The sequence below is a fragment of the Stenotrophomonas sp. YJH_SMC_65 genome, assembly GCF_059369475.1.
The window spans coordinates 390,909-417,032 of the sequence record NZ_JCAFSR010000001.1 but is presented as its reverse complement, the minus strand read 5'-3'; the positions used below and the strand labels follow the sequence as shown (position 1 = coordinate 417,032).

General features: G+C 67.0%; 22 protein-coding genes and 2 tRNA genes. 13 read left to right on the top strand and 11 right to left on the bottom strand.

Annotated elements, in window-relative coordinates:
* Positions 1–139: 139 nt before the first annotated feature.
* From AC5P7A_RS01880 to pgaD, 10 genes are all read left to right on the top strand, one after another.
* Positions 140–1,729, top strand: a complete 1,590-nt coding sequence (locus AC5P7A_RS01880) for a cytochrome ubiquinol oxidase subunit I (RefSeq protein ID WP_005410352.1) — start codon at positions 140–142, stop codon at positions 1,727–1,729.
* 15 nt (positions 1,730–1,744) lie between these two features.
* Positions 1,745–2,896 carry a cytochrome d ubiquinol oxidase subunit II gene (gene cydB / locus AC5P7A_RS01875; protein ID WP_014647773.1) on the top strand — a complete coding sequence of 384 codons (1,152 nt, stop codon included), beginning with the start codon at positions 1,745–1,747 and terminating at the stop codon, positions 2,894–2,896.
* A 58-nt stretch (positions 2,897–2,954) separates the two neighbouring features.
* Positions 2,955–3,071 carry a cytochrome bd-I oxidase subunit CydX gene (gene cydX, locus AC5P7A_RS01870; protein WP_005410354.1) on the top strand — a complete coding sequence of 39 codons (117 nt, stop codon included), beginning with the start codon at positions 2,955–2,957 and terminating at the stop codon, positions 3,069–3,071.
* 55 nt (positions 3,072–3,126) lie between these two features.
* Positions 3,127–3,203: transfer RNA gene (locus AC5P7A_RS01865), tRNA-Pro, on the top strand.
* A 140-nt stretch (positions 3,204–3,343) separates the two neighbouring features.
* Positions 3,344–3,420 (top strand) — tRNA-Pro (locus tag AC5P7A_RS01860).
* 221 nt (positions 3,421–3,641) lie between these two features.
* Positions 3,642–4,847, top strand: a complete 1,206-nt coding sequence (locus AC5P7A_RS01855; RefSeq protein ID WP_032956113.1) for a CynX/NimT family MFS transporter — start codon at positions 3,642–3,644, stop codon at positions 4,845–4,847.
* Positions 4,848–5,188: 341 nt separating this feature from the next.
* A complete protein-coding gene (gene pgaA, locus AC5P7A_RS01850; RefSeq protein WP_032956114.1) occupies positions 5,189–7,216 on the top strand; it encodes a poly-beta-1,6 N-acetyl-D-glucosamine export porin PgaA in 2,028 nt (675 codons plus the stop codon).
* Position 7,217: 1 nt separating this feature from the next.
* Positions 7,218–9,104, top strand: coding sequence for a poly-beta-1,6-N-acetyl-D-glucosamine N-deacetylase PgaB (gene pgaB / locus AC5P7A_RS01845; protein ID WP_075076327.1), 1,887 nt, complete (start codon positions 7,218–7,220; stop codon positions 9,102–9,104).
* A 7-nt stretch (positions 9,105–9,111) separates the two neighbouring features.
* Complete coding sequence (gene pgaC / locus AC5P7A_RS01840; protein WP_172412062.1) at positions 9,112–10,362, top strand: poly-beta-1,6-N-acetyl-D-glucosamine synthase; 1,251 nt, start codon at positions 9,112–9,114, stop codon at positions 10,360–10,362.
* The gene (pgaD, locus tag AC5P7A_RS01835; RefSeq protein ID WP_014647778.1) at positions 10,359–10,829 is read left to right on the top strand and encodes a poly-beta-1,6-N-acetyl-D-glucosamine biosynthesis protein PgaD; all 471 of its coding nucleotides are present in this window, start codon (positions 10,359–10,361) and stop codon (positions 10,827–10,829) included. Before pgaC ends, pgaD begins: the two co-directional genes overlap by 4 nt.
* A gap of 112 nt (positions 10,830–10,941) precedes the next feature.
* On the opposite strand, the gene AC5P7A_RS01830 is transcribed toward pgaD, so the two are convergent.
* The 11 genes from AC5P7A_RS01830 to AC5P7A_RS01780 all read right to left on the bottom strand — a co-directional run bounded on the left by AC5P7A_RS01830 (position 10,942) and on the right by AC5P7A_RS01780 (position 22,377).
* Entirely contained in the window at positions 10,942–12,213 is a 1,272-nt protein-coding gene (locus AC5P7A_RS01830) for a glutamate-5-semialdehyde dehydrogenase (protein WP_014647779.1), read from the bottom strand.
* Entirely contained in the window at positions 12,210–13,367 is a 1,158-nt protein-coding gene (gene proB / locus AC5P7A_RS01825; protein WP_014647780.1) for a glutamate 5-kinase, read from the bottom strand. The genes AC5P7A_RS01830 and proB overlap by 4 nt, the downstream gene beginning before the upstream one ends.
* An 11-nt stretch (positions 13,368–13,378) precedes the next feature.
* On the bottom strand, positions 13,379–13,642 hold the full coding sequence (locus AC5P7A_RS01820) for a YciI family protein (RefSeq protein ID WP_014647781.1): 264 nt from the start codon (positions 13,640–13,642) through the stop codon (positions 13,379–13,381).
* A complete protein-coding gene (argH, locus tag AC5P7A_RS01815) occupies positions 13,642–14,937 on the bottom strand; it encodes an argininosuccinate lyase (RefSeq protein WP_014647782.1) in 1,296 nt (431 codons plus the stop codon). The genes AC5P7A_RS01820 and argH overlap by 1 nt, the downstream gene beginning before the upstream one ends.
* Before the next feature lie 20 nt (positions 14,938–14,957).
* Positions 14,958–15,911, bottom strand: a complete 954-nt coding sequence (gene argC / locus AC5P7A_RS01810) for an N-acetyl-gamma-glutamyl-phosphate reductase (protein WP_014647783.1) — start codon at positions 15,909–15,911, stop codon at positions 14,958–14,960.
* Positions 15,908–16,507 carry a GNAT family N-acetyltransferase gene (locus AC5P7A_RS01805; protein ID WP_014647784.1) on the bottom strand — a complete coding sequence of 200 codons (600 nt, stop codon included), beginning with the start codon at positions 16,505–16,507 and terminating at the stop codon, positions 15,908–15,910. Before AC5P7A_RS01805 ends, argC begins: the two co-directional genes overlap by 4 nt.
* Positions 16,508–16,511: 4 nt before the next feature.
* Positions 16,512–17,840, bottom strand: coding sequence for an acetylglutamate kinase (locus AC5P7A_RS01800; RefSeq protein ID WP_049406136.1), 1,329 nt, complete (start codon positions 17,838–17,840; stop codon positions 16,512–16,514).
* A 75-nt stretch (positions 17,841–17,915) separates the two neighbouring features.
* Positions 17,916–19,004 carry an acetylornithine deacetylase gene (locus AC5P7A_RS01795; protein WP_014647786.1) on the bottom strand — a complete coding sequence of 363 codons (1,089 nt, stop codon included), beginning with the start codon at positions 19,002–19,004 and terminating at the stop codon, positions 17,916–17,918.
* 151 nt (positions 19,005–19,155) lie between these two features.
* Positions 19,156–20,352, bottom strand: coding sequence for an argininosuccinate synthase (locus AC5P7A_RS01790; RefSeq protein WP_014647787.1), 1,197 nt, complete (start codon positions 20,350–20,352; stop codon positions 19,156–19,158).
* Positions 20,353–20,471: 119 nt separating this feature from the next.
* The gene (locus AC5P7A_RS01785; protein ID WP_495219832.1) at positions 20,472–21,482 is read right to left on the bottom strand and encodes an N-acetylornithine carbamoyltransferase; all 1,011 of its coding nucleotides are present in this window, start codon (positions 21,480–21,482) and stop codon (positions 20,472–20,474) included.
* Between the two features lie 331 nt (positions 21,483–21,813).
* Positions 21,814–22,377: a glycine zipper 2TM domain-containing protein gene (locus AC5P7A_RS01780; RefSeq protein ID WP_014647790.1), complete on the bottom strand. Its 564-nt coding sequence runs from the start codon at positions 22,375–22,377 to the stop codon at positions 21,814–21,816.
* A gap of 188 nt (positions 22,378–22,565) precedes the next feature.
* Here AC5P7A_RS01780 and cysS point away from each other — a divergent pair, with 188 nt between their 5' ends.
* Genes cysS through AC5P7A_RS01765 form a run of 3 tightly spaced genes read left to right on the top strand, consistent with a single transcriptional unit; the run spans position 22,566 to position 25,693 of the window.
* Positions 22,566–23,942, top strand: coding sequence for a cysteine--tRNA ligase (gene cysS / locus AC5P7A_RS01775; RefSeq protein WP_495219831.1), 1,377 nt, complete (start codon positions 22,566–22,568; stop codon positions 23,940–23,942).
* Positions 23,943–23,996: 54 nt separating this feature from the next.
* Positions 23,997–24,449, top strand: a complete 453-nt coding sequence (locus AC5P7A_RS01770; RefSeq protein ID WP_032956126.1) for a SufE family protein — start codon at positions 23,997–23,999, stop codon at positions 24,447–24,449.
* Positions 24,446–25,693 carry an MFS transporter gene (locus tag AC5P7A_RS01765; protein WP_032956128.1) on the top strand — a complete coding sequence of 416 codons (1,248 nt, stop codon included), beginning with the start codon at positions 24,446–24,448 and terminating at the stop codon, positions 25,691–25,693. Before AC5P7A_RS01770 ends, AC5P7A_RS01765 begins: the two co-directional genes overlap by 4 nt.
* Positions 25,694–26,124: the final 431 nt, after the last annotated feature.

Genomic DNA, 26,124 nt, shown 5'->3' with positions numbered 1-26,124 from the left:
TTGGCATACGATCAGCCGGGGCACCTGTTCATACATTGATCTGGATCAAGGCTGTTTGAAGTAGTCGGTCACATCATTCACGTCGTAGACCACCCTTCCCGCCACCTGCAACGGCACTATCCAACGAGGTAGCCAGGCCATGATTGATCAGACAGTCGTAGAACTGTCGCGGCTGCAATTCGCGCTGACCGCGATGTACCACTTCCTATTCGTACCGCTCACCCTCGGCCTGTCCTTCATGGTGGCCATCATGGAGAGCGTGTACGTGATGACCGGCAAGGAGATCTGGCGCAGGATGACCCTGTTCTGGGGCGTCCTGTTCGGCATCAACTTCGCCATGGGCGTTGCCACCGGCATCGTCATGGAATTCCAGTTCGGCATGAACTGGTCCTACTACAGCCACTACGTGGGTGACATCTTCGGTGCGCCACTGGCGATCGAAGGCCTGATGGCGTTCTTCCTGGAAGCGACCTTCGTCGGCCTGTTCTTCTTCGGCTGGAACCGCCTGAGCAAGGTCAAGCACCTGATGGTGACCTGGCTGATGGCGCTGGGGACCAACCTGTCGGCGATCTGGATCCTGGTGGCCAATGGCTGGATGCAGAACCCGACCGGTGCGGTGTTCAACCCGGAAACCATGCGCATGGAAGTGGTCGACTTCATGGCGGTGGTGTTCAACCCGGTGGCGCAGGCCAAGTTCGTGCACACCGTCAGCGCCGGCTACGTGACCGGTGCGGTGTTCGTGATGGCGATCAGCGCCCTGTTCCTGCTGCGCAACAAGCACAAGGACCTGGCCCGTCGTTCGTTTGCGGTGGCCGCGGCGTTCGGCCTGCTGTCATCGCTGTCGGTGGTCGTGCTGGGTGACGAGAGCGGTTACGCCGCCAGCGAACACCAGAAGATGAAGCTGGCCGCGATCGAGGCGATGTGGGAGACCGAGCGTGCGCCGGCCGACTTCACCGCCTTCGGCATCCCCAACCAGGAGACTCACCAGAACGACTACGCGGTGAAGATCCCCTACCTGATGGGCCTGATCGCCACCCGCTCGTTGAACCAGCCGATTCCCGGCATCCTGGAACTGGTCGAGCGCGCCGAACACCGCGTGCGTGGCGGCCAGCTGGCCTACGGTGCATTGGAACGCCTGCGCGCCAACAAGAACGACGTTGAAGCGCGCGAGATGTTCGACCGCCACTGGCAGGACCTGGGCCACGGCCTGCTGCTCAAGCGCTATCGCGATGACATCCTCAACGCCACCCCGCAGGAGATCTCGCAGGCGGCGATGGACACGGTGCCGCGCGTGATGCCGTTGTTCTGGACCTTCCGCGTGATGGCCGGCCTGGGCTTCTACCTGATCGCCTTCTTCGCACTGGCCTTCTACTACTCGTGCCGCAACAACTTCCAGGACAAGCGCTGGTTCCTCAAGCTGGCCCTGTGGACGCTGCCGGCACCGTGGATCGCGATCGAGTGCGGCTGGTTCGTGGCCGAGTATGGTCGCCAGCCGTGGGCGGTCGATGGCGTGCTGCCGACCTTCTATGCGGCGTCGGGCCTGGCCCTGCATGAAATCGTGCTGACCCTGGCCGGCTTCACTGCCATCTACACCGCGCTGATCGTGGTCGAGATCAAGCTGATGCTCAAGGCGATCCGCAAGGGTCCGGACGAGGTGCTGCCGTCGCTGCAGTCGCCCCAGCCGCATGCTTCCCACAATGCCTCGGCGCCGGCCGCCGGCCAGGCCTGAGGCAGGAGAACCAAGATGGATTTCATTCTTCTGGACTACACCACGCTGCGCGTGATCTGGTGGCTGCTGCTCGGCATCCTGCTGATCGGTTTCGCCGTGATGGATGGTTTCGACCTGGGCGTGGGCACCCTGCTGCCCTTCGTCGCCCGCAACGACGCTGAGCGCCGGCTGGTGATCAATACCATTGGTCCGGTCTGGGAAGGCAACCAGGTGTGGCTGATCCTGGGCGGCGGCGCGATCTTCGCCGCCTGGCCGCCGCTCTACGCGGTCAGCTTCTCCGGGTTCTACCTGGCGATGTTCGTGATCCTGTTCGCCCTGATCCTGCGTCCGGTCGGCTTCAAGTTCCGCAGCAAGATGCCCAGCGAGCGCTGGCGCAACACCTGGGACTGGGCGCTGTTCATCGGTGGCTTCATCCCGGCGCTGATCATGGGCGTGGCGGTGGGCAACGTGGTGCTGGGCGTGCCGTTCCACTTCGATGACAGCATGCGCATCTTCTACACCGGCTCGTTCTTCGGCCTGCTGATGCCTTTCGCACTGCTGGCCGGCCTGCTCAGCGTGTCGATGCTGGTCGCCCACGGTGCCGCCATGCTGGTGCTGAAGACCGACGGCCCGGTGGCCGAGCGTGCGGCCCGCTTCGGCAGCATCGCCGCGATCATCGCTTTCGTGCTCTTTGCGGTCGGCGGCGCCTGGGTGGCCTTCGGCCTGCCGGGTTACCAGATCACCTCGCAGGTGGTCACCGACGGCGCCACCAATCCGCTGCTGAAGACCGCCGAACTCGGCGCCGCCGGTGGCTGGATGCGCAACTACAGCACGATGCCGGCCACGATCCTGGCCCCGCTGCTCGGCCTGGCCGGCCTGCTCGCCAGTGCGGTGCTGCTGCGTGCCCGCCGCGGCGGCCTGGCCTTCATTGCCTCCGGTGCGGCCATCGCCGGCATCATCCTGACCGTCGGCTTCGCCATCTTCCCGTTCCTGCTGCCGTCCTCGAGCCAGCCCACCTCCAGCCTGACCGTGTGGGATGCCTCGTCCAGCCACCTGACCCTGTGGATCATGCTGCTGGCCACGGCGGTGTTCCTGCCGATCATCCTCGCCTACACCACCTGGGTGTACCGCGTGCTGAAGGGCAAGACCACCACCGAAGAGATGGGCAACAACCCGAACGCGTATTGATTGCTTGCACGTGTGCCGACCAACGGTCGGCACCTACCCGGAATGAAGGAGACTGATCATGTGGTATTTCGCCTGGATTCTCGGTGCCGGCCTCGCCTCGACGGTGGCCATCCTCAACGGCATGTGGTTCGAAGCCCGCGAGCAGAACCGCATCGAGAAAGAAAATCGTCGCTGAGCTGTAAAAAAACCTTGCCGCCTTGGCCTTCACACGGTATCTTAGGCGGCTCCTTCGGGGTGTAGCTCAGTCTGGTAGAGCGCTACGTTCGGGACGTAGAGGTCGCAGGTTCGAATCCTGTCTCCCCGACCACTTCGGTGGTCGCATTGAAGCCTGGTGAAGTCGTCCAGGCTTTTTTGTTCCCTGAAGTGGCACTGCTTCGGCAGTGTGAAGAAAACAGCATTCACCCCTTGCCGCCATCGGGGTGAATCGCTAGAATAGGCGGCTCCCTTCGGGGTGTAGCTCAGTCTGGTAGAGCGCTACGTTCGGGACGTAGAGGTCGCAGGTTCGAATCCTGTCTCCCCGACCACTTCGGTGGTCACCAAGAAGCCTGGAAGACATCACTGTCCTCCGGGTTTTTTTGTATCAGGCACCTGGCCGCCCGCATGACGGGACCTTGCCGGAGCCCGCACGTACAATGGCCGCGCTGCCGGCCCGCCAGCAGCCCCTCCCCCACCTGCCGCTTCGGCGTAGACCGATGCCGGCGCTGCATGCCATTGCCCCGGCGTGCGACACCTGCAAGGACCACCGATGAGTTCCTCCCCTTCCGATTCGCCGTCGCTGCTGCACGGCCGCGTCCTCGCATTCGCCGCGATCCTGCTGGCAGCGATCAACCTGCGCACCGCGGTCACCTCGATCACTCCGCTGCTGGACGTGCTCGGCCAGCAGTTCGGTTTCGGTACCACCATGACCGGCGTGCTGGGCATGCTGCCGACCGCGTCGTTCGCACTGTTCGGCGTGGCCACGCCGGCACTGGCGCGGCGCCTCGGGCTGGAGCGCACCACGCTGCTGGCGATGGTGATGGCGATGGCCGGCCTGCTGCTGCGTTCCAGCGCCGGCAACGTCGGCACGCTGCTGTTGGGTTCGGTGGTGGCACTGGCCGGCATGGGCATCGGCAACGTGGTGGTGCCGCCGCTGGTGAAGCGCTATTTCGCCAACAAGGTCGGCACCATGAGCACGCTCTACATCAGCGTGCTGCAGCTGGGCACGATGCTGCCGGCACTGCTGGCGGTGCCGGTGGCCAACGCCGCAGGCTGGCGCGTGTCGCTGGGCATGTGGGCGCTGCTGGCGCTGGCTGCCGCACTGCCGTGGCTGGTGCTGGCCACGCGCGCGCCGAAGCCGCAGTCCGACGTGTCCGATCCGACCGCGCAGCCGCACGGCAAGGTCTGGCGCACGTCACTGGGCTGGAGCATGACGCTGATGTTCGGCATGACCTCGCTGATGACCTACTCGATGTTCACCTGGCTGCCGCGCATCGTGGTCGAGGCCGGTGGCACGCCCGCGTTCGGTGGCGTGATGGTCGCCGTGTTCTCGGCGCTGGGCCTGCTGCCATCGCTGGTCATTCCGTCGATGGCGGTGCGCATGCAGAACCCGTTCCCGCTGGTGCTGATCGGCTTTTTCTCGTTCGTGATCGCCTTCACCGGCCTGCTGCTGGCACCGATGAAGGCCCCCCTGCTGTGGGCCTGCCTGCTCGGCGTCGGCCCATCCACCTTCCCGCTGGCACTGACCCTGATCAACCTGCGCACCCGCACCCCGACCGGCTCGGCGGCGCTGTCCGGCTTCATGCAGGGCGTGGGCTACAGCTTCAGCTGCCTGGGCCCGTTCCTGGTCGGCTGGCTGCACACGGTCAGCGACGGCTGGACCCTCCCGTTCAGCTTCCTGTTCGGCTGCGCCGCCCTGATGCTGTGCGCCTCGTGGGTGGCCTGCAAGCCGCGCAAGCTGGAAGATCTCTGGTAAGCCACGTGGGGCCCGCAACCGGGCCCACCTACCATTCGTCAGCCCGTCTGCGCATTTTGACGCCGGGCTGACAATTCCGGGCGGATAGTGCCCACGAATGCCCATCCTTGCCGCGTGCCGGCATCGGGCATGGGGGCGGCAGCGCCGCCCGGGCCACCACTCGGTGTGCGGGGGACTTCGTTTCAGACAAGACATCGCAGATCGCTGTCCGGGTTGTATCCGTCTTCGCTGGGCGGGAATGCACGAAGGGAGTGACGCGGGCCACGGCCACGCCAAAAGCTGGCATGTGATGTGCGTCACATTTTTCAGGTTGTCTGGTTCGGAAGCCAAGGGGGTCCCCAATGGTTGTCCACCGCCGGCTGGCGCTCTGCGTCGGCCTCGCCTGCACCGCCCTGGCCTGGGCCAGCAGCGCTGCCCCGCCCGACCGCGAAGCAGCGTTGGCCGAGATCGGCCGCTATCGAGACCAGGCGCGTTGGCTGGACGCCCTGGGCGCGATCGAGCGCGCCAGCCAACAGCAACCCAACGACGACCTGCTGTTCAAGCTGCGCGTATTGACGCTGGGCGACATCGGCAACGCCTGGCGTGCGTGGGAGCTGTACCAGCAGCGCCCGCAACTGTTCGACGCTGCGCAGAAACAGCGCCTGGAGGGCGACTACCTGGCCAAGCTGGTGGTCTGGAGCCTGGCCTACAGCAGCAGCGAGGACAGCCGCCTGGAAGAAGCCGAATCGACCCTGGCCCGCATGCAGCGCTACCTCGGCGGCGAAGGCACCCCGCCCTCGCAGGCACCACTGCGGATCCGCATGGACCGTCTGATCCTGCTCAACCGGCTGGGCCGCCATGCACAGGTCCGCGAGGAAGCGCGGGCACTGCAGGCCGAAGGCCACACCCTGCCCGACTACGTGCTGCCCGCAGTGGGCGATTCGTTGATGGGCACCCTGCACCCTGAAGAAGCCATCCCGGTGCTGCAGGCGGCCGTCGCTGGCGACCCGACGCGCGACGCCTCGCATTCGGAACTGGCTTACGCCTACCTGGAAAGCGAGCAGCAGGAAAAAGCCATCGACCTGCTGCAGGCATGGCGCGACAAGGAGCCGGCGTGGCGCTGGAGCAACGGCAAGTCGCCGTACGCGAACTGGTCGCGCTACGAGGCCGATCTCAACCTGGCGATGGTGCGCGCCTACAGCGGCGACCTGCACACCGCGCAGCACGACCTGGAGTCGATGGTCGAGATCGCACCCGGCAACGGCGGGCTGCAGAGTGCGCTGGGCAGCGTCTACATGATGCGCGGCTGGCCACGCCGGGCGCTGCAGCGCCAGCAGATGGCACACGCGCTCGATCCGCGGGACATCGAACCGCGGCTGGGCATGGAAGAGGCCTATGTCGCCCTGCAGCGCGACGACCTGGCGCGGCCGCTGCACGATGACCTGGTCGCACGCTACCCCACCCAGCCGGCAGTCGAACGCATGGACCAGGCCTGGCGCGCGCATCGCGGCTGGCAGCTGAAGGCATGGACCGACATCGGCCGCAGCTCCGGGGGCGGTGGTACTTCGCCCCTGGGCAACAACGACCGCCACTACGGCGTGGACGTGGAGACGCCGGTCCTTGATGACCGCTGGCGTTTGTTCGCCCTCGCCGACCGTCGCGTGACCGACTTCCAGGACCAGCGCATCGATCCCCTGTGGCTGGGTGCGGGCGTGCGTTACCGCTTCGGGCAGCTGGATGCGGAAGCGGCGGTCCTGCGCGCCAACGATCACATCGGCGACACCGGCCTGCGCGTCGGCGTCGGCTGGCAGTTCAACGATTCCTGGCACGCCGGCGTGGTGGTCGCACGCAATGACCCGGAGGCCTCGATGCAGGCGCGCGCGGCCGGCATCACCGCCGACAGCGTGAGCGCACAGGTGGACTACCGGCGCAGCGAGCTCACCCACTGGACGTTCGGCGCGAGCCGCTTCCGCTATGACGACGGCAACCACCGCGAGCTTTTCGGCACCAGCGTCCAACAGCGCCTGCTGACCCGCCCACGCTGGCTGGTCGATGGCCTGGCCAGTGCCTACACCAGTCGCGGCAGCCGCGATGATGCGCCCTACTTCAACCCGAAGCGCGACCGCATGGTCGAGATCGGCCTGCGCATCGACCAGCAGCTGTGGCGGCACTACGAGCGCCACTTCCGGCACCGGCTGACCGTCTCGCTGGGCGACTACTGGCAGGACGGCTTCGGCAGCGCGTTGGTGCCGTCGGTGTCCTACATGCACGAGTGGCAGCTGGGCCCTGGCCGCGTGTTCGAGTATGGCGTGCGGTGGTCACGACCGGTCTACGACGGCCATCGCGAGCGCCATATCGGCTTCGAAGCCGCATTGCGCTGGGGAGACTGACATGGCCCGCTTCCTGCGACTGATCGTGCTCCTGCTGCTGGCCTGCGTGCCACCGGCGTTCGCGCAGCAGCCCCTGCATCTTGATGCGATCGACAACGGCCTGCTGATCCTCAGCTACCACGACATCCGCGATAAGGTGGCCGCCAAGGGTGATGCCGATTCCTATGCGGTGAGCACGCAGAACTTCGCCGCGCACCTTGACTGGCTGGGCGCGCACGGCTACCACCCGGTTTCGCTGTCGCAGCTGATCGAGGCCTCGCAGGGCCGCGCCACGCTGCCTCCCAAGCCGGTGCTGCTGACCTTCGACGATGGCCTGCGCAGCGTCTACGACAAGGCGTTCCCGCTGCTGCAGGCCTACCACTACCCGGCCCTGGTGGCGGTGATCACCGATTACGTGGACATGGCACCGGGCCGCACCATCGACTACGGCTACCGCCCGTTCGGCCACGATGACTTCGTGACCTGGGCGCAGCTGAAGCAGATGCACGACAGTGGCCTGATCGAAGTGGCCAGCCATACCGACGACCTGCACCACGGCGTGCTTGCCAATCCGCAGGGAAACTCCACGCCCGCCGTGGTCACCCGCATCTACACCCCGGCCACGCGCAGCTACGAGAGCGGGACACAGTATGAGCAGCGCCTGCGCACTGATCTTTCGCGCAGCGTGCAGCGCATCCAGCAGCACCTGGGCGTGCGCCCGCGCGCCATCGTCTGGCCATATGCCGCGTACAACCAGTTGAGCAACGACATCGCCGAGCAGCTGGGCATGCCGGTTTCGTTCGACCTGGAAGGCCGTAGCACGCCAGTGGCCAGCGACCTGCACGGGCTGGCACGATTGCTGGTGAGCAACAACCCGACCGTGGAAGGCCTGGCCTACGAACTGCGCCGAGACGTGGCGCTCGATGGCATCCGCGCCCTGCAGATCGATCTGGATGATATGTATGACCCGGATCCAGCGCAGCAGGCACGCAATCTCGATGCATTGATCGAGCGGGTCAAGCGCATCGCGCCGACCCATGTCTATCTGCAGGCCTTTGCCGACCCGGACGGCAACAACACCGCCGATGCGCTGTATTTCCCGAACCGGCACATGCCGATGCGGGCGGACCTGTTCAGCCGCGTCGCCTGGCAGCTGAAATCCCGCGCGGGCGTGAAGGTCTACGCGTGGTTGCCAGTGCTCGGCTTCGAACTGCCCGACCCGGAGCAGCGCAAGGTGCTGGCGATCCGCAATGGGGATGCCGACGGCATGTACCGGTTGGATTTCACCAACCCGAAGGCCAGGCAGATCATGCTCGACATCTACGAGGACCTGGCGGTCAATTCCTACTTCGAAGGCCTGCTGTTCCATGACGACGGCTACCTGCGCGACACCGAGCTGCCCGCCCTGGCGGCCGGCGAAGATGGCAGCGCACGTACCCAGGCACTGATCGACTTCACCCTGGCCCTGCGCAACAGCGCGCAGCGCTGGCGGCCGAAACTGGCAACGGTGCGCAACCTGTATGCCGAGCCGGTACTCCGCCCGCAGAGCGAAGCCTGGTTCGCGCAGCGCCTGGACCTGTTCAACAAGGCCTACGACCAGACGGCGCTGATGGCGATGCCGTGGATGGAAGGCAGCAGGCACCCCGAGCGCTGGCTCGACCAGTTGCTGGCCGCGGTACGCGCGCACGACCCGCAGCTTCAGCACACGCTGTTCGAGCTGCAGACCGTCGATTGGCGCAGCGGGCAGCCGATTCCCGCCGGGCGCCTGCGTGCGCAGATCCGCCAGTTGCAGGCGCAGGGCGTGCACCACTTCGCCTGGTACCCCGATGACTTCATCGCCGACCAGCCCTCCACCCGCGATGCCCGCGCGGCAATGTCCGCCGGCAACTTCCCGTACCCGGAGAAGTGACGTGGACATGCATCCGCTGCTGCAGGTCCTGTTCCAGTTCGCCTTCTACTACCCGATGGTGATGGCTTTCTTCTGGATGTCCGGTGGCCTGTACTACTACTTCCGGCGCGAGCGTCACTCACGTCCGCGCAACGATCCGCCCTTGATGATCGCCCCTCCCTTCGCGACCTTGCTGGTGCCCTGCCACAACGAAGCAGAAAACCTGGACGACACGCTCACTGCGGCGCTGGCCCAGCGCTACCCCGCCGATTACGAAGTGATCGCCATCGACGATGGCAGCAGCGATGACACCGGCGCACGGCTGGATGCGCTGGCGGCAAGGCATCCACGGCTTCGCGTGCTGCACCTGGACCGCAACCTGGGCAAGGCCAATGCGCTGCGCATGGGCGCACTGGCCGCACGCTCGGAGTACCTGGTGTGCATCGATGGCGATGCGATGCTGGAAGAGCATGCACTGCACTGGATGGTCTGGCACCTGGTCAGTGGCAACCGGGTCGGTGCGGTCACCGGCAACCCGCGCATCCGCAACCGCTCCACCCTGCTCGGACGCCTGCAGGTGGCGGAATTCTCCTCGATCATCGGCATGATCAAGCGGGCACAGCGCGTGTATGGCCGCATCTTCACCATCTCCGGCGTGATCGCCGGCTTCCGCCGCACTGCCCTGCACCAGGTCGGCTGGTGGTCGGATGACATGGTGACCGAGGACATCGACATCAGCTGGCGCCTGCAGCGCGCGCACTGGGACATCCGCTACGAACCCAATGCGCTGTGCTTCATCCTGATGCCGGAGACGCTCAAGGGCCTCTGGCGGCAGCGCCTGCGCTGGGCCCAGGGCGGCGTGGAAGTGATGCTGCGCCACGCGCGCTCGCTGCTGCACTGGAAAGAGCGGCGCATGTGGGGCGTGCTGCTGGAGTACGTGTTGAGCGTGGTCTGGGCCTACACGATGCTGTTCATCGTGCTGCTGTGGGCACTGGGCAAGTTCATCGAGCTGCCGCCGCAGCTGCATATCGCCAGCCTGCTGCCGGAGTGGCATGGCGTGATCCTGGCGTTGGTCTGCCTGCTGCAGTTCGCCAGCAGCCTGATCATCGACCGGCGTTACGAAACACAGATTGGACGCAATTACTTCTGGGTCATCTGGTACCCGATGGCGTACTGGCTGATCAGCCTTTCCACCACCCTGGTGGCGCTGCCCAAGACGCTGCTGCGCCGTCGCAGCAAGCGCGCCACCTGGACCAGCCCTGACCGGGGGATCCGATGAACGCGCAACGCCCGTCCAACCGCTTCGACTCGCGGATGATCCGCAAGCCGCATCGCCAGCCACACTTCCAGCGCACGGCCTGGGGCTTCGTCACCCTGGCGTTCTGGGGCTTCTACTTCTATCTGTGGGCCCCCCTGGTGACCCTGCTCTCGTGGTTGATCGGTGGCCAGCTGGCCTGGCGGCAGCTCTACGAACGGCAGAACCAGTTCGACCCGTACGTGCTGGTCGCGCTGCCATTGATGCTGCTGTGCGCCAGCGTGCTGCTGATCGCCTGGGCCGAGTACAACCGCGCCCGCTTCCGTGGCCGCGAACGCCGCCTGCCGCGGCCCCTGGCCAGCCTCAACGAAGTGGCCGCCGATCTGGGCGCCAGCACCGGGCTGGCCGAACGCCTGATGGGCTGCAAGGCAGCCACGCTGCACATGGATGATCACGCACGGCCGGTCGGCATCCGCCGCGAGGTGGTGTAACCCGACGACCTGGTAGCTGCCGACCTTGGTCGGCGCTTGGGCCTGGTGGGTGCCGGCCTTGGTCGGCACCGGGGTTTGCCGCGAAGAGCATCTACGCGCCGCGTGGATCCACTTATGTGCGCGTCTGCCCTTCGCCGCGCACGACAAATCGTTCAACGGTGAGGGCTTCCAAGCCCATCGGGCCGTAGGCGTGCAGGCGCGTGGTGGAAATACCGATCTCACTGCCCAGGCCCAGCTGGCCACCATCGGAGAAGCGCGACGAAGCGTTGACCATCACCACCGCCGAGCGCAGCGCGTTGACGAAGCGCTCGGCGTGGCCGGTGTCCTCGGTGGCGATCACTTCGGTGTGGTCGGAGGTATAGGTGCGGATGTGCGCGATGGCTGCATCAAGATCATCGACCACGCGCACCGCCAGCACCAGATCGAGGAACTCGGCGGCGTAATCCTCCTCGGTCGCCGCCGTGCTGCCCGGCAGCAACGGCTGCGCCTGCGCATCGGCGCGCAGCTGCACCCCACGCTCACCCAGCGCCTGCGCCACGCGCGGCAGGAACGCGTCAGCCACGGCGCGGTGCACCAGCAGCGTCTCCAGCGAATTGCACGCCGCCGGCCGGCTGCACTTGCCGTCCACCAGCAGGTCGATGGCCTTGCCGAGGTCGGCGCTGGCGTCCACGAACAGGTGGCACACCCCCTTGTAATGCTTGATCACCGGCACGCGCGCGTGCTCGGCCACGAAACGGATCAGGCCTTCGCCGCCACGCGGAATGGCCAGGTCGATCAGCTCATGCAGCTGCAGCAGTTCCAGCATCGCCTCGCGGCGCAGGTCGGTGAGCACGGTCACCGCCGCCGGCGGTACGCCGTTGGCCTTCAATGCACCGGCCAGCGCCTGGGCGATGGCGGTATTGGAGTGGATCGCTTCGGAACCACCGCGCAGGATCACGCCATTGCCGGCCTTCAGGCACAGCGCGGCGGCTTCGGCCGTCACGTTCGGGCGCGCCTCATAGATCATCGCAATCACGCCCAGCGGCACGCGCACCTTCTGCACGCGGATGCCGTTGGGACGTACGTCGTCGCGCGTCACCTGGCCGACCGGGTCAGGCAGCGCGGCCACCTCGCGCACCGCCTCGGCCATCGCGAACAGCCGCGGCGGGTCCAGTGCGAGGCGGTCGAGCATGGCACTGCCAACGCCCTTGTCGCGCGCGGCGGCGAGGTCGCGTGCGTTGCCGGCCAGGATCAGTCCGGCATTTACTTCCAGGGCCTGCGCCATCGCCAGCAGCAGCGTGCGTCGCGCCGCACTGTCCAGGCCGGCAACGATCTGCGCTGCATCACGGCAGGCGCGCGCCTGGGCTTCGATTTCGCTCATCGGGGTGTCCTTCAAACCGGTCATGGCAGCACCAGGTCGTCACGATGGACGACGCTACCACCGTAGTTGTAGCCCAGCACGGCCTGGATGTCGCGCGAATGATGGCCGGCGATCCGGCGCACGTCGTCGGCCGCGTACTGGCTGACGCCGCGGGCGACACAGACACGCCCCTGCGGTGCGATCCAGCACACCTGCACCATGTCGCCGCGGCGGAATGCCCCCTCGGCAGCGGTGATGCCGCCGGGCAGCAGCGAGGCGCCCTTCTCCCGCATCGCCTGTGCCGCACCGGCATCGACGACGATCGCGCCCTCGGCCAGCGGCGCGTGCCGCAGCCAGTGCTTGCGGGCAGCCTCGCGGCTGCGTGCGGCGTGGATGCGGGTGCCGAACAGGCGGTCCTGCGCCAGCGCGCGCACCACATCGCTGCTGCGGCCGTTGAACAGGTAGGTCTCGATGCCGAGGCGGCCCGCCTTGGCCGCCGCCTCCAGCTTGGTACGCATGCCGCCGGTGCCGGCGCGCGAGCCGGCGCCGCCGGCCATCGCCAGCACATCGTCACTCAGTTCCGGCACGTCGTGCAGTGGCCGCGCGTCGGCCACGGTGCGCGGATCTGCGCTGTACAGGCCGTCGATGTCGGTGGCGATGAACAGTGCATCGGCATCGACCAGCGCGGCCACGGTCGCGGCCAGGTTGTCGTTGTCACCGAGCTTGAGCTCGTCCACCGATACGGTGTCGTTCTCGTTGACCACCGGCAGCGCACCCAGCCGCAGCAGTTCGCTCAGCGTGGCGCGTGCATTGAGGTAGCGGCGGCGGTTGCGCAGGTCGTCGTGGGTCAGCAGCACCTGCGCCACCGGGCGCTCGAAGAAGCGCTGCCAGAGCCCGATCAGCTGCGCCTGGCCGAGCGCGGCCAGGGCCTGCCGCGCCGCCATCGCCGCACCGGGTTCATCGGCCCGCGGCAGGATCGCGCGCCCCGCCGCAACCGCGCCGGAGGAGACGATCACCACCTCGCGCCCAGCCAGTACGTTGGCGGATACAAACTGGGCCAGGCCCAGCGCGTGGCGTGGCGACAGGCCGCCACCATCGGCCGCCAGCAGGCTGCTGCCAACCTTCAGCACCGCACGCCGCCATGGCGGCAGCGCCTGTTGCGGGAACGGCGAAGCGACGGTGGCGGCGTGCAGGGTCATCGGTCAGGGCCTCAGCGGGTATTCCATTCGTGCACGGTCAGCTCGGAAGCGTGCATCGTCACCAGCGGATCGGTGGCGACGATGGCCCGCGCCTGTTCCAGACTCTCGACATTGCACAGCACATAGGCGCCACCGCTGCCATCGGCGAAACCACCGGTCAGCTGCAGCTTTCCCTGTGCCTGCAACGCCTCGAGGAAATCGCGGTGCGGCTGCACCGCCGCATCGTTGAAGTCCGGCCGGCGCATCGCCATCACCAGATAGACAGTGCCCGCCATCAGGACAGCGCCTGCCAGCGTGCGCGCAGTTCGTCCAGGCGCAGATCGGCAGCCGAGCCCGGCGATACACGCGCAGCCAGGCTGCCTTCCGGGGTACGTCCCTGCCCTGCGCTGTCGGCACCGGCTGCAGCGGCCTTGTAGGCCTCGCGGAACGGCACACCGGCCACCGCCGCTTCCACGGCGACGTCGGTGGCATACATGCCCGAATCGATCGCTGCGCGCAGCCTGTCGTCACGCCACTCCAGATTGGCCAGCAGCGCCGGCAGCAGTTCCAGCGCGGCCAGGCCACGGCCGAAGCCGTGGAAGATGGCGCCCTTGGACGACTGCAGGTCACGGTGATAACCCGAAGGCAGCGACAGCAGCTGCTCGATCTCGGTGCGCGCGGCGGCGACGCTGGCGTGGGTCGCACGCATCAGCTCGATCACGTCCGGGTTGCGCTTGTTGGGCATGATCGAACTGCCGGTGGTGTACTGCGCCGGCAGCGCGACGAAGCCGAACTCGGCGCTGGTGAACAGCGACAGGTCCCAGGCGATGCGGCGCAGGTCCAGCGTAGCGCCACCGAGCGCTTCCAGCGCGGCCAGCTCGAACTTGCCGCGCGACAGCTGTGCGTAGATCGGCGAGATCTGCATGCGCGCGAAACCGAGCGCGGCCGTGGTGTGCTCGCGGTCCAGCGGCAGGTTCACCCCGTAGCCGGCGGCGGTGCCGAGCGGATTGGCGTCGACCAGCGCATGGGTGTCACGGGCGCGGATGGCGTTGTCGATGAAGGCCTCGGCCCATCCGGCCCACCACATGCCGGCCGAAGAGACCACGGCGCGCTGGATATGGGTATAGCCGGGAATCGGCAGGTCCTTCTCGGCCTGCGCACGGTCCAGCGCGATCTTGGCCACGTCGGTGCTGAGCCCGGCCACGCGCAGCAGCTTCTCCTTCAGCCACAGGCGGGTGGCGACCAGGATCTGGTCATTGCGGCTGCGGCCGGTGTGGATCTTGCGGCCAGCGTCGCCGAGGCGTTCGGTCAAACGCGCTTCGATTGCTGAGTGACCGTCTTCGTACTGCGTATCCAGCACGAAGCGGCCTTCACGGAAATCCTGCGCCAGCACGTCGAGCTCGCGCAGCAGGCCTGCCAGCTCGTCGGCGCTGAGGATGCCGATGTGCTGCAGGCCCTGCGCATGCGCGGCGCTGGCAGCGATGTCATGCAGGAAGAACTCGCGGTCGAGGATCACATCGTCGCCGGCGAGGAAGGTCTGGATCTGGGCGTCGACAGCGACGCCGGGCTTCTGCCAAAGAAGGTCTGCCATGGGGGCTCCGGAAGGCGTGTTCAGTGCGGGATCGACGTCAGTTCGTCGATGCCCAGCGCAAGGTTGAGGTTCTGCATGGCCTGGGTGGCCGCGCCCTTGAGCAGGTTGTCCAGGGTCGCCACCACCACCACCCGCTTGCCGCCCGGGGCCAGGGTGAAGCCACCGACCTGGGCACCGTGGCGGCCGGCGATGCGGCTGACCCACGGCGCTTCATCCACCACTTCGATCAGGGGTTCGCCGGCATAGGCCTGCTGGAAGCGCTCGACGATCTGTTCGCGGGTCTGCACGCGGTTCAGCCACAGGTTGGCGGTCAGCGTGATGCCGCGGAAATGCGGCGCGACGTGCGGCATGAACTCGACGGCCACGCCCAGCTGCACCGACACCTCGCGCTCGTGCACGTGGTTGGTCAGCGCATACGGCATCAGGTTGTCGGCCAGCAGTTCGACGTTGTTCTTGTCCGACGGCGTGGTACCGGCACCGGAGTAGCCGGAGACACCGAAGCACTGCGGCGGGCCGGCCAGCAGGTCCAGCAGCGGATGCACCGCCAGCTGCATCGCCGTGGCATAGCAGCCCGGGTTGCTGATGTGCTTCTGGCCGTTGTAGCGGCCGCGGGTCAGCTCCGGCAGGCCGTAATACCAGCTGTTGTCGAAGCGGTAGTCGGCCGAGAGATCGACGATGACGGTGTCCGGCTTGGCGGCTTCAAGCGCGGCCACGAACGGTGCGGCCAGGCCGTTGGGCAGGGCCAGGATCACCGCGTCCACGCCTTTGGCGGCCACCGCGTCGGCATCCAGGTTCTCGTACTGCAGCTCGCCCTGGAACTCCGGGTGGTGGTCGGACAGGCGCTGCCCGGCGCGCTCGCGCGAGGAGACGAAGGCCAGTTCCAGGCGCGGATGGGCGGCCACCAGCTTGATCAGCTCGGCGCCGGTATGGCCGCGGGCCCCGACGATGCCCAGGGTGAAAGTCGAATCGTTCATGCGTGGCTGTCCAGGCGGTACTGCAGGTGGCGCTTCACGCCCTGCCATTCCGCATCGATGATGGAGAAGATGACGGTGTCGCGCGGCGTGCCGTCGGCGTGCCGCTTGTGGTTGCGCAGCACGCCATCCTGCTTGGCGCCGAGGCGTGCGATGGCGGTGCGCGAGGTGAAGTTGAACCAGCTGGTCTCGAACACGACGCTCAGGCACTGCAACCGCTCGAACGCGTGGCTGAGCAGCATCAGCTTGGTCTCGGTGTTGACCCCGGTGCGTTGCGCAGACTCGCCATACCAGGTGTAACCGATACTCAGGCGCGGCACGTCCGCTTGCAGATCGTAGTAGCGGGTGGTGCCGACAATCTGGTCGTTGGCATCGAACACCACGAACGGCAGCACCCTGCCTTCGGCCTGCGCCTGCAGCGCTGCCTGCACGTAGCCGGCCATGGTCTTCGCATCGGGCACCTGGGTGTACCAGAGCCTGGACAACGCGCCATCGCCAAGCGCGCCGCGCAGGCCATCGATATGCCCCATCTGCAGCGGCTCCAGCCGCGCATGGGTGCCCGCCAGCGTAGGGACCTTGGTCCAGTCGGCATGGTTCATGTGTTCAGCCCTGCAGGCTCGGCGCGCGCCGGGCGCAATGGTCGACATAGGTCTTGATCCGGTCGATGCCGTCGGCGCCGAACCAGAACACCTTCCAGTGGTCCTGCTTGTAGCAGCCGTCGGATTCAGCGTAATAGAAGTGGTTGATCGGATTGCCATGGCGCGAACGCCAGAACAGCTGCGGGGTTTCCTCCAGCATCACGTTCCAGACCGCGCGGCCCAGGCCCTCGCCCTGCGCATCGTCGAGCACGGCGAACTTGTCCAGGTACACGCCCTCGGCCTCGTCGGTGAGGATCACCGCGGTGCGGTAGTTCTCGCTGACGTAGGCGCGCAGCAGCTTCGTCTTTTCGAAGTACTCCGGCACCAGGGTGCGGCCGAAGCTGGATTCGATCAGGCCCTTCAGGCGCGGCAGGTCCAGCGCGTTCCAGGCGGTGGCGCGCAGCACCTTCTCGCCCTTGCGCACCAGCGTGCCCGACCCCTTGTGGGTGAACAGTTCCTTGGCCAGATCGGCCGGGCGCGTGATCGACACCGACGATTCCAGCGGCAGGCGATCGAGCAGATCCTTGATCTGTTCGATCTTCACCTTCATGCCGCCGTGGATCCACGGCTGCGCGATCAGGTGGTCGTACTCGGTGGACAGGTTGATCGAATCGATCACGTTGCCCTGCTCGTCCAGCAGGCCGCCAGTGCCGGTCAGGAAGATGATCTTGTATGGCTGCAGTTCCTGCACCAGCTCGTTGGCGGCGAAGTCGGCGTTGACGTTGAGGATCTGGCCGCCAGCGGTCTCGCCCAGGCTGGTGATGACCGGGATCGACCCGGCACGCAGGCTGGCCTCGATCGGTGCCAGGTTGACCTTCTTCACCTCGCCGACCAGGCCGTAGGTGTCCACGTCCAGGTACTCGGCCTCGAACACGCCGCCGGTGATCGAGGTGGCGCGCGCGCCGTTCTGCTGCAGCGCCTCGACCAGGCGCAGGTTGGACTGCTGGAACACCCGGCGCACGATCGCCAGCGCTTCCGGCGACGTCACGCGCAGGCCGTTGACGGTCTGCTTCTCGATGCCGGCGGCCGACAGTTCGGCATCCAGCTGCGGGCCGGCACCGTGCAGCACGATCGGGGTCAGCCCGACTTCCTGCAGGAACGACAGCGAAGAGGTCAGCGCGTCGAGGTCGTCGCGCAGCACCGCGCCGCCGACCTTGACCACGGCGAAGCGCTTGGCGTCCAGCTGCGAGAAGCGCTTGAGGTACTGGCTGATCTCCTTCGCGCTGGCCATGCTGGAAAGCAGGCGCACGATGGTCTGGCGGGTCTGGCGGTGGGGCTGGAGGGCAGGAGACATTTCGGTTTCGTCACAGGCGGCGGTCGCCGCGTTGCAGTTCCACCCGGCCAGGGCCGGGCGGCGTTGTAGGGTCGATCAGGCGCCGGCGGCGATGATGCGATGCACGGCGTCGGTGTAGCGCTGCAGCTGCTCCAGCGTCACGAACTCATCAGCGGTGTGGGCCTGGGCGATGTCGCCCGGGCCGAACACCAGCGTGGTGTAGCCACCGGCGGAGAACAGCGAGGCCTCGGTCCAGAAGTCCACCGCGTTGCCGATCGGCAGCTCCAGCGCATCGGCCACATCGCGCGCCAGCAGGCGGCGGTTCTCGGCCTCGGCGATGTCACCGGCCGGCAGGCTGGGGCCACGGAACGTTTCGGTGAAAACGGCGGCTTCCGGTTCGGCGAAACCGGCGAAGGTCGCCAGCAGGCCATCGATGTCCATCGACGGCAGCGGGCGGAACCCGAAGCGCACCTCAGCAGCCGGTGCGATCATGTTGGCCTTGATCCCGCCTTCGACGCGACCGATGTTGAAGCGCAGCCCGGTCAGCCCGCCGAAGCGGGCCGAGGCCAGCGATTCCACATGGTCCAGTGCACGGTTGCCCCAGCGCATGGCCTGGTGCAGCGCGCTGGCGGCCGCGTCCTGCTTGCCGGACGCATGGCCGGCGCGGCCGGCGAACTGCATCAGCACCGAGCTGATGCCACGATGCGCCAGCACCGCTTCACTCATGGTCGGCTCGGCCACCAGCACCGCTTCATACGGCAGGCCACGGGCCAGGAACGCGGCGATACAGCGCGGATCGTTGGCTTCCTCGTCGCTGGAGAACAGGAAGGCGGCATCGCCATCGCTGGCATTGGCCGCCGCCACCAGCGCAGCGGCGGCGCCCTTGATGTCACACACGCCCAGGCCGACCACGCGGTCGTCCAGGCGGCGCATCACATGCGGGTCGGCACTCCAGTGCGGCGAGTCCGGCACGGTGTCCAGGTGCACGTTGAACAGATACTTCGGCGTGCCTCGCACGGCGTACAGGCTGACTGCGCCCGCGCCATGGTCGATCACCTCGACGTTGAAGCCGGGCAGGTTGTCGCGCAGGTAATCGAAGATGCCACCGGTGGTGATCGCACGCGGCGGGTTGCGGGTGTCGAAGGACACCAGGGCCTGCAGGTGATCGAGCGTCTGTTCAAGCATGTGTCTGAATATCCGTAGGGTTCGAAATCGGTAGTGCCGGCCGCTGGCCGGCTCCGCAATGATCCAGCCGTGCCACGAGCCGGCCAGCGGCCGGCACTACCCTCCATCGACGTTGCGAGGCGCCGGCCAGCGGCCGGCACCCCGTCACAGGTCAACCGCGATTGACCTGCGCATAGACAGTGGAGCTCATCCCGAACAGCTTGATGAAGCCTTCAGCCTCCTCCACGCCCCAGTCGGCCGACTGCGCGTAGGTGGCGCCCTTGGTGTTGAGCAGGTGCGGCGACTTCACGGCCACCGCATCGACGCGGCCACCACGGGTTTCCAGCACCACTTCGCCGTTGACCTTGGCCTGCGAGGACTTCAGGAAGGCTTCGATGTCGGTCTTCAGCGGGTCGTGGTAGAAGCCTTCGTACACCAGCTCCACCCACTTGCGCGCCACGTCCGGCTTGAAGCGGTTCTGCTGCTTGGTCAGCACCGCATCTTCCAGCGCACGGTGTGCGGCCAGCAGCGAAACCAGGCCCGGGGCCTCGAACACGATGCGGCCCTTCAGGCCGATCACGGTGTCGCCGGTGTAGACGCCGCGGCCCACGCCGTACGGGGCGAACAGCTTGTTGAGCTGGGCCAGGATCTGGTCGCCCGGCAGCGCCTTGCCGTCCAGTTCGACGGCTTCGCCTTCAACGAACTTCAGGGTCACGGTCAGGGCCTGCTCCGGCCACTCGCTGCGCGGTGCGCACCAGCCACGCGCGCCCTCGCCCGGAGCTTCCCACCGGTCGATCTCGCCGCCGGACATGGTCAGGCCCAGCAGGTTCTCGTTGATGGTGTAGGCCTGCTGCTTGGCGCGCACGCCGAAGCCACGCTCTTCCAGGTACTTCTGCTCGTAGGCGCGGGTCTGGGTGTGTTCCTTCTGGATCTCGCGGATCGGCGCGATGATCTGGTAGTCGCCCAGCGCCTTCACGGCCAGGTCGAAGCGGACCTGGTCGTTGCCCATGCCGGTGCAACCGTGGGCGATGATGTTGGTGCCCAGCTCGGCAGCACGCTTCAGCGCGGCATCGACGATCAGGTAGCGGTCCGAGACCAGCAGCGGGTACTGGCCCTGGTAGCCTTCGCCGGCCCACACGAACGGCTTGACGAAGCCTTCCCAGATGGCCGGGCCACCGTTGACGGTGAGGTGGCTCGCCACGCCCAGTTCGGCGGCGCGCTTCTCGATGAAGTCACGCTCTTCATCATCGACGCCGCCGGTGTCGGCGAACACGGTGTGCACGTTGTAGCCGCGCTCCTGCAGGTACGGCACGCAGAAGCTGGTATCCAGGCCGCCGGAGAAGGCGAGAACGACGTCTTTGTTGCTCATGGGGGTCAGGTCCACTTGGGGGATGGGAATTCGGTAGAGCCGACCGTTGGTCGGCTGGAATATTGGATGCGCCGCTGCGGGAGCAGCCGACCAACGGTCGGCTCTACCCCTTGTTCGATCTAGCGCCCGGCAACCGCCGCCATGATCGCCTTCTGCGCGTGCAGGCGGTTCTCGGCTTCGTTGATGGCGATGCACTGCGGCGAATCCATCACCGCGTCGGTGGCCTTCACGTTGCGGCGCAGCGGCAAGCAGTGGCTGAACACACCATTGTTGGTCAGCGCCATCTTCCGCTCGTCCACGATGAAGTGCTTGAACTGGTCGCGGATCGGCTTCTCCGGTTCCCAGTTGCCGAAGAACGGCAGCGCGCCCCAGCTCTTGGCGTAGACCACGTCGGCGCCGGCGTAGGCGCTGTCGATGTCATGGCTGATCTTCAGCGAGCCGCCGCTCTCGGCCACGTTCTGCTCGGCCCAGCCCATGTAACGCTCGTCGAGGATGTAGTCGGCGGTCGGGCACAGCAGGGTCACGTCCATGCCCATGCGGGTGGCGATGGTCAGCGCCGAATTGGCAACGGCGGTGTTCAGCGGCTTGGGGTGGTAGGTCCAGGTCAGCACGTACTTCTTGCCACGCAGGTCCTGGGTGCCGAAGTGCTCCTGCAGGGCCATGATGTGGGCCAGCTCCTGGCACGGGTGGGTGATGGTCTCCATGTTGATGACCGGCACCGGCGAGTACCTGGCGAAGCTGTTGAGGACGATGTCCTGGCGGTCGTAGGCCCAGTCGATGAACTTGGGGAACGCACGCACGGCGATGATGTCGCAGTAACGACCCAGCACCTTGGCCACTTCGGCGATGTGCTCTTCGGTATCGCCGTCCATCACCGTGCCGAGGTTGAACTCGATCGGCCACGCATCCTTGCCCGGCTGCAGCACCACCGCGTGGGCACCGAGCTGGAACGCGCCCAGTTCGAAGCTGGTGCGGGTGCGCATGGACGGGTTGAAGAACACCAGCGCGATCGACTTGCCCTTGAGCTGGTCGCCGAGCTTGTTGCGCTTGAACAGCGCCGCCTGGGTCAACAGCGCGTCGAGATCGCTGCGGCTCCAGTCCTGGGTGTTCAGGAAGTGCTTGGGGGACATCATCTTTCCTTGCGTGGCGGCGCCGGTTTCGACGCGGTGGAAGGGAAAACAGGAATCAAAGGTGGAGCGGGAAGATTGCAGTTGCAGCTTTCAGAAGATGCATTTTCGAAGCGCGGAAACGAAAAAACCCAGCCGGCGGGCTGGGTTTTTTCGGACGAACAGCAAAAAGCTCCGGTTACCCAGCGAGGATGTGGGGTTCCGGTCGACGCGCACGCGAGGTCATGCCCGACGCCTGTCGGGCTGCGCTGCTGTCGTGCTGGAAGTCGGTGAGCTTCATGGTCAACCATCTTTGCATGCGGCCGAGGCCGGCGCAAGGGCCGGGGTCCCAGAATCAGGGATTGCTGGCCGTGCCCTGCTCCGGGCCGACCCAGGGCGTGATCGACACCCGGATCTTGAGCCGGTTGCCGGGGTCTTCCGGCAGCCGCGAACGGTACTTGGTGCCCTTGTAGACGTAATCCACGTCGTAGGCGATGGGCCGGCGGAATTCACGCCCCACCGGCACGATGCGGCAGTCGCGGGTCAGCATCGGGCCAGTGTTGGCCGGTGCCGGGGCCGGCGTCTCGGCTCCGGGCTCCTCAACGGCCTCTTCGTCGCTGCGCTTGAACATCGAGCGCACCGAGTCCCAGAAGCGGCTGATCCGGCCCTTGTCCTCGACCGGCTCCTCGCCGGTCACGTTCACCGGGGCCAGGGTCCGGGTCGACACCGGCTCGCAGTGCTCCTCGGTGCGGGTCGCGCGCAGGGTCTGGAACACCGGCTCCACGTTCAGCACCTGGGCGTAGTCGAACTTCACGTTCTCAACGATCACCACCCGGTTGCGGGGCTCGGCCTCCTGCGCCAGCACCACGGCGGGCAGCGCCGACAGGCAGGCCAGGGTCAGCAACGCGGTGGATTTCATTGGCGACGGGAGCAAGGACACGGCAATAGTGTAGGCAGTGGCGAGCGCAAGGGGCTGAACATTACCCGTCCACGCCGCTCCTGCCCACCCCACCCCGGGTGGCCCCGGCGTCCACCGGTGGCAACGGGTGCCCCCAAAGGGGGCCGACACGTTCTAAAATCACAGGCTTGTCCCCCAGCCACAGCCCCATGACCCTGCGCCTGCACAACAACCTGACTCGCCAGCTCGAACCGTTCACCCCGCTCGATCCGGCCTGTCCGACCCTGTATGTGTGCGGCCCGACGGTCTACAACTACGTGCACATCGGCAACGCCCGTGGCCCGGTGGTGTTCGGGGTGCTGGCCGACCTGCTGCGGCGCCGTTTCGGTGGCCTGCGCTACGCGCGCAACATCACCGACGTGGACGACAAGATCAACACCGCCGCGCGCGAGCAGGGCGTACCGATCAGCACCATCACCGACAGGTTCGCCGCCGCCTACCGTGAGGACATGGCCGCGCTGGGCGTGGTGCCGCCGGACATCGAGCCGGAGGTGACCGCGCACATTCCGCAGATCATCACCATGATCGAGCAGCTGATCGCCAACGGGCATGCCTACGCTGCCGAAGGCCACGTGCTGTTCGCGGTGGCCAGCTTCGATGGCTACGGCAAGCTCTCGCGCCGCGATCCGGACGAAATGCTGGCCGGCGCCCGTGTCGACGTGGCCCCGTACAAGCGTGATCCGGGTGATTTCGTGCTGTGGAAGCCGTCCAGCGACGACCTGCCCGGCTGGGCGTCGCCCTGGGGCCGTGGCCGCCCGGGCTGGCACATCGAGTGCTCGGCAATGGCCGCCGCCCACCTGGGCGAGACCATCGACATCCATGCCGGCGGCGTCGACCTGCAGTTCCCGCACCACGAGAACGAGCTTGCGCAGAGCGAGTGCGCCCACGGCGGCAAGATCTTCGCCCGCTTCTGGCTGCACAACGGCATGCTCAACTTCGGCGGCGCCAAGATGAGCAAGTCGCTGGGCAACATCGAGCGCGTGCACGACCTGGTGCGCCAGCACCCGCCGGAAGCACTGCGCCTGGCCCTGCTGTCGGCCCACTACCGGCAACCGCTGGACTGGTCCGATGGCCTGATCGAACAGTCGGTGCGCACCCTGGACCGCCTGTACGGCACCTTGCGCGAACTGGCGTCAGTCGAGGCGGTCGTTGCGATCCCGGCCACGGTCGAAGCGACCCTGGATGACGATCTGAACACCCCGCAGGCACTGGCCGAAGTGGCCCGCATCGCCGCCGATGCGCGTCGTGCCACCGATCCGGCCGAGCAGGCGCGCCTGAAGGGTGAACTGCTCGGCGCCGGACTGGCACTGGGCCTGCTGCAGGCCGATCCAGCGCAGTGGTTCGGCACTGCGACCAGCGACGGCGGCGACGATGCCCGCATCCAGGGCCTGATCGATGAGCGTGCCGCTGCCAAGAAGGCGCGCGACTTCGCCCGTTCCGACGCCATCCGCGACCAGCTGGCCGCCGAAGGCATCGTGCTGGAAGACACCCCGCAGGGTGTGCGCTGGTCGCGCAAGCGCGGCTGACCCGCCCTGCCCCGTGGCCGGTACGCCGGCCACGCCCCCACCGTAGAGACTGTTGTGATCGACTCCCCGTTCCCGCTTGAACCCACCGCCGCCGAGGCACAGGCCGCCATCGCCGAGGAATTCGGCTTCTTCGGCGACTGGTCCGAGCGTTACCAGTACCTGATCGACCTCGGCCGCAAGCTGCCGGCCTTCCCGGAAGAATGGAAGACCGAAGAGCATCGCCTGCTCGGCTGCCAGTCGATGGTCTGGATCGTGCCCGAAGGCAACGCGCAGTCGCTGCGCTTCCATGCCATCAGTGATTCGGCGATTGTCTCCGGCCTGATCTTCCTGGCCCTGCGTGTGTACTCCGGGCGCTCGGCGCAGGAGATCCTGGCTACCGAGCCGAGCTACATCCAGGACATCGGCCTGGCCCGCCACCTCTCGCCGACCCGCAGCAACGGCGTGGCGGCGATGCTGGCCTTCATCCGCGAGACCGCGCAGGCCCAGCTGCAGCGCGACCCGTCGTGAGCGAGCCTGCCACAGCCGAAGACAGCGCGCTGGGCCTGCTGTCCCGGCCCGGTTTCGCCAGGCTGCTGGCGTACCGCATCTTCGCGATGCTGTCCTACCAGGTGGTCGCGGTCACCGTCGGCTGGCACATCTACGAAGTCACCCGCAATCCGTTCTCGCTGGGCCTGATCGGCCTGGCCGAGGTGCTGCCGTTCTTCTGCGTGGCGCCGTTCGCCGGTTACCTGGTGGATCACCTGCCGCGCCGCCGCCTGGGCATGGTCGCCTGTTGCGGACTGATCGCCACCGCACTGGTATTGACCAGCGTGGCCATGGGCTGGCTGCCGATCGACGGCGTGTGGCCGATCTACGCAGCCATTGCGCTGACCGGCATGGTCCGCGCCTTCCTGTCGCCGATCTACAACGCCCTGTTCGCCCGCGTACTGGCCCGTGACCAGTTCGCGCGTGGCGCCGGCCTGGGCGCGGTGGTATTCCAGGCCGGCATGATCGCCGGCCCGGCACTGGGCGGCGTGCTGGTCGGCTTCGGTGGCAAGGGCCTGTCCTACGCGGTGGCCACCGCCTTCGCGCTGGTGGCGATGGCCTGCCTGGCCACGCTGAAAGTGGAGGAGCCGGTGCACACCGGCCCTGCCGCGCCGATCTTCAAGAGCATCGCCGAAGGCGCGCGCTTCGTGGTCGGCAACCGGATCATGGTCGGCGCGATGGCGCTGGACATGTTCTCGGTGCTGCTGGGCGGCGTGGTGGCGATGCTGCCGGCGTTCCTGCACGAAATCCTGCACCACGGCCCGGAAGGCCTGGGCATCCTGCGCGCGATGCCGGCGCTGGGCTCGGTGTGCGTGGGCCTGTGGCTGGCCCGCCACCCGCTGCACCGCAATGCCGGCCGCGTGCTGCTGTTCGCGGTGGCCGGCTTCGGCCTGTGCGTGATCAGCTTCGGGCTGTCGCAGCACTTCTGGCTGTCGGCGCTGATCCTGCTGTTCTACGGCGCCTTCGATGGCGTCTCGGTGGTGATCCGCTCGACCATCCTGCAGCTGGCCACGCCGGAAGAAATGCGCGGTCGCGTATCGTCGATCAACGGCATCTTCATCAGTTCGTCCAACGAGCTGGGCGCGTTCTATGCCGGCACGATGGCGAAGCTGCTCGGCCTGGTACCGGCCGTGGTGCTGGGCGGGTTCGCGGTGCTGAGCGTGGCCGGGATCACCGCGTGGAAGAACCCGACGCTGCGGAAGTTGAATCTTCGCGACCTGCAGTGAGCCTGTAGAGCCGAGCCCATGCTCGGCTGCGTATTTCCGTGCGCCCACGCGCCGGGCCATGCCCGGCGGGCTCTTTCCGCGACCGCGGTGGGGTGTCACGTTTCTTTTCGCGCGAAAAGAAAAGTAACCAAAGAAACACGCCGCCATCCGCGAGCCGGCGCTGCGCGCCGGTGCCCTGTGCTCCTCGGTGAATCAGGGGACGACGCGGAGAGCCAGCCGACCAGCAGTCGGCTCTACAGGATAGAGCCGCCTCTTCGCCCCTGATTCCCCTGCGGTGCTCGGCTCGCTACAAGGCGGACTCAACAGCCGCGAGCGCACGCATGACCGCTCCTGATAGAGCCAAGCCATGCTTGGCTGCCTTTGCTTTTGCTTTTGCTCTTCCTTGCCCTCCGGCTTCGGCCTGAGCCGAGCGTGGGCTCGGCTCTACATCG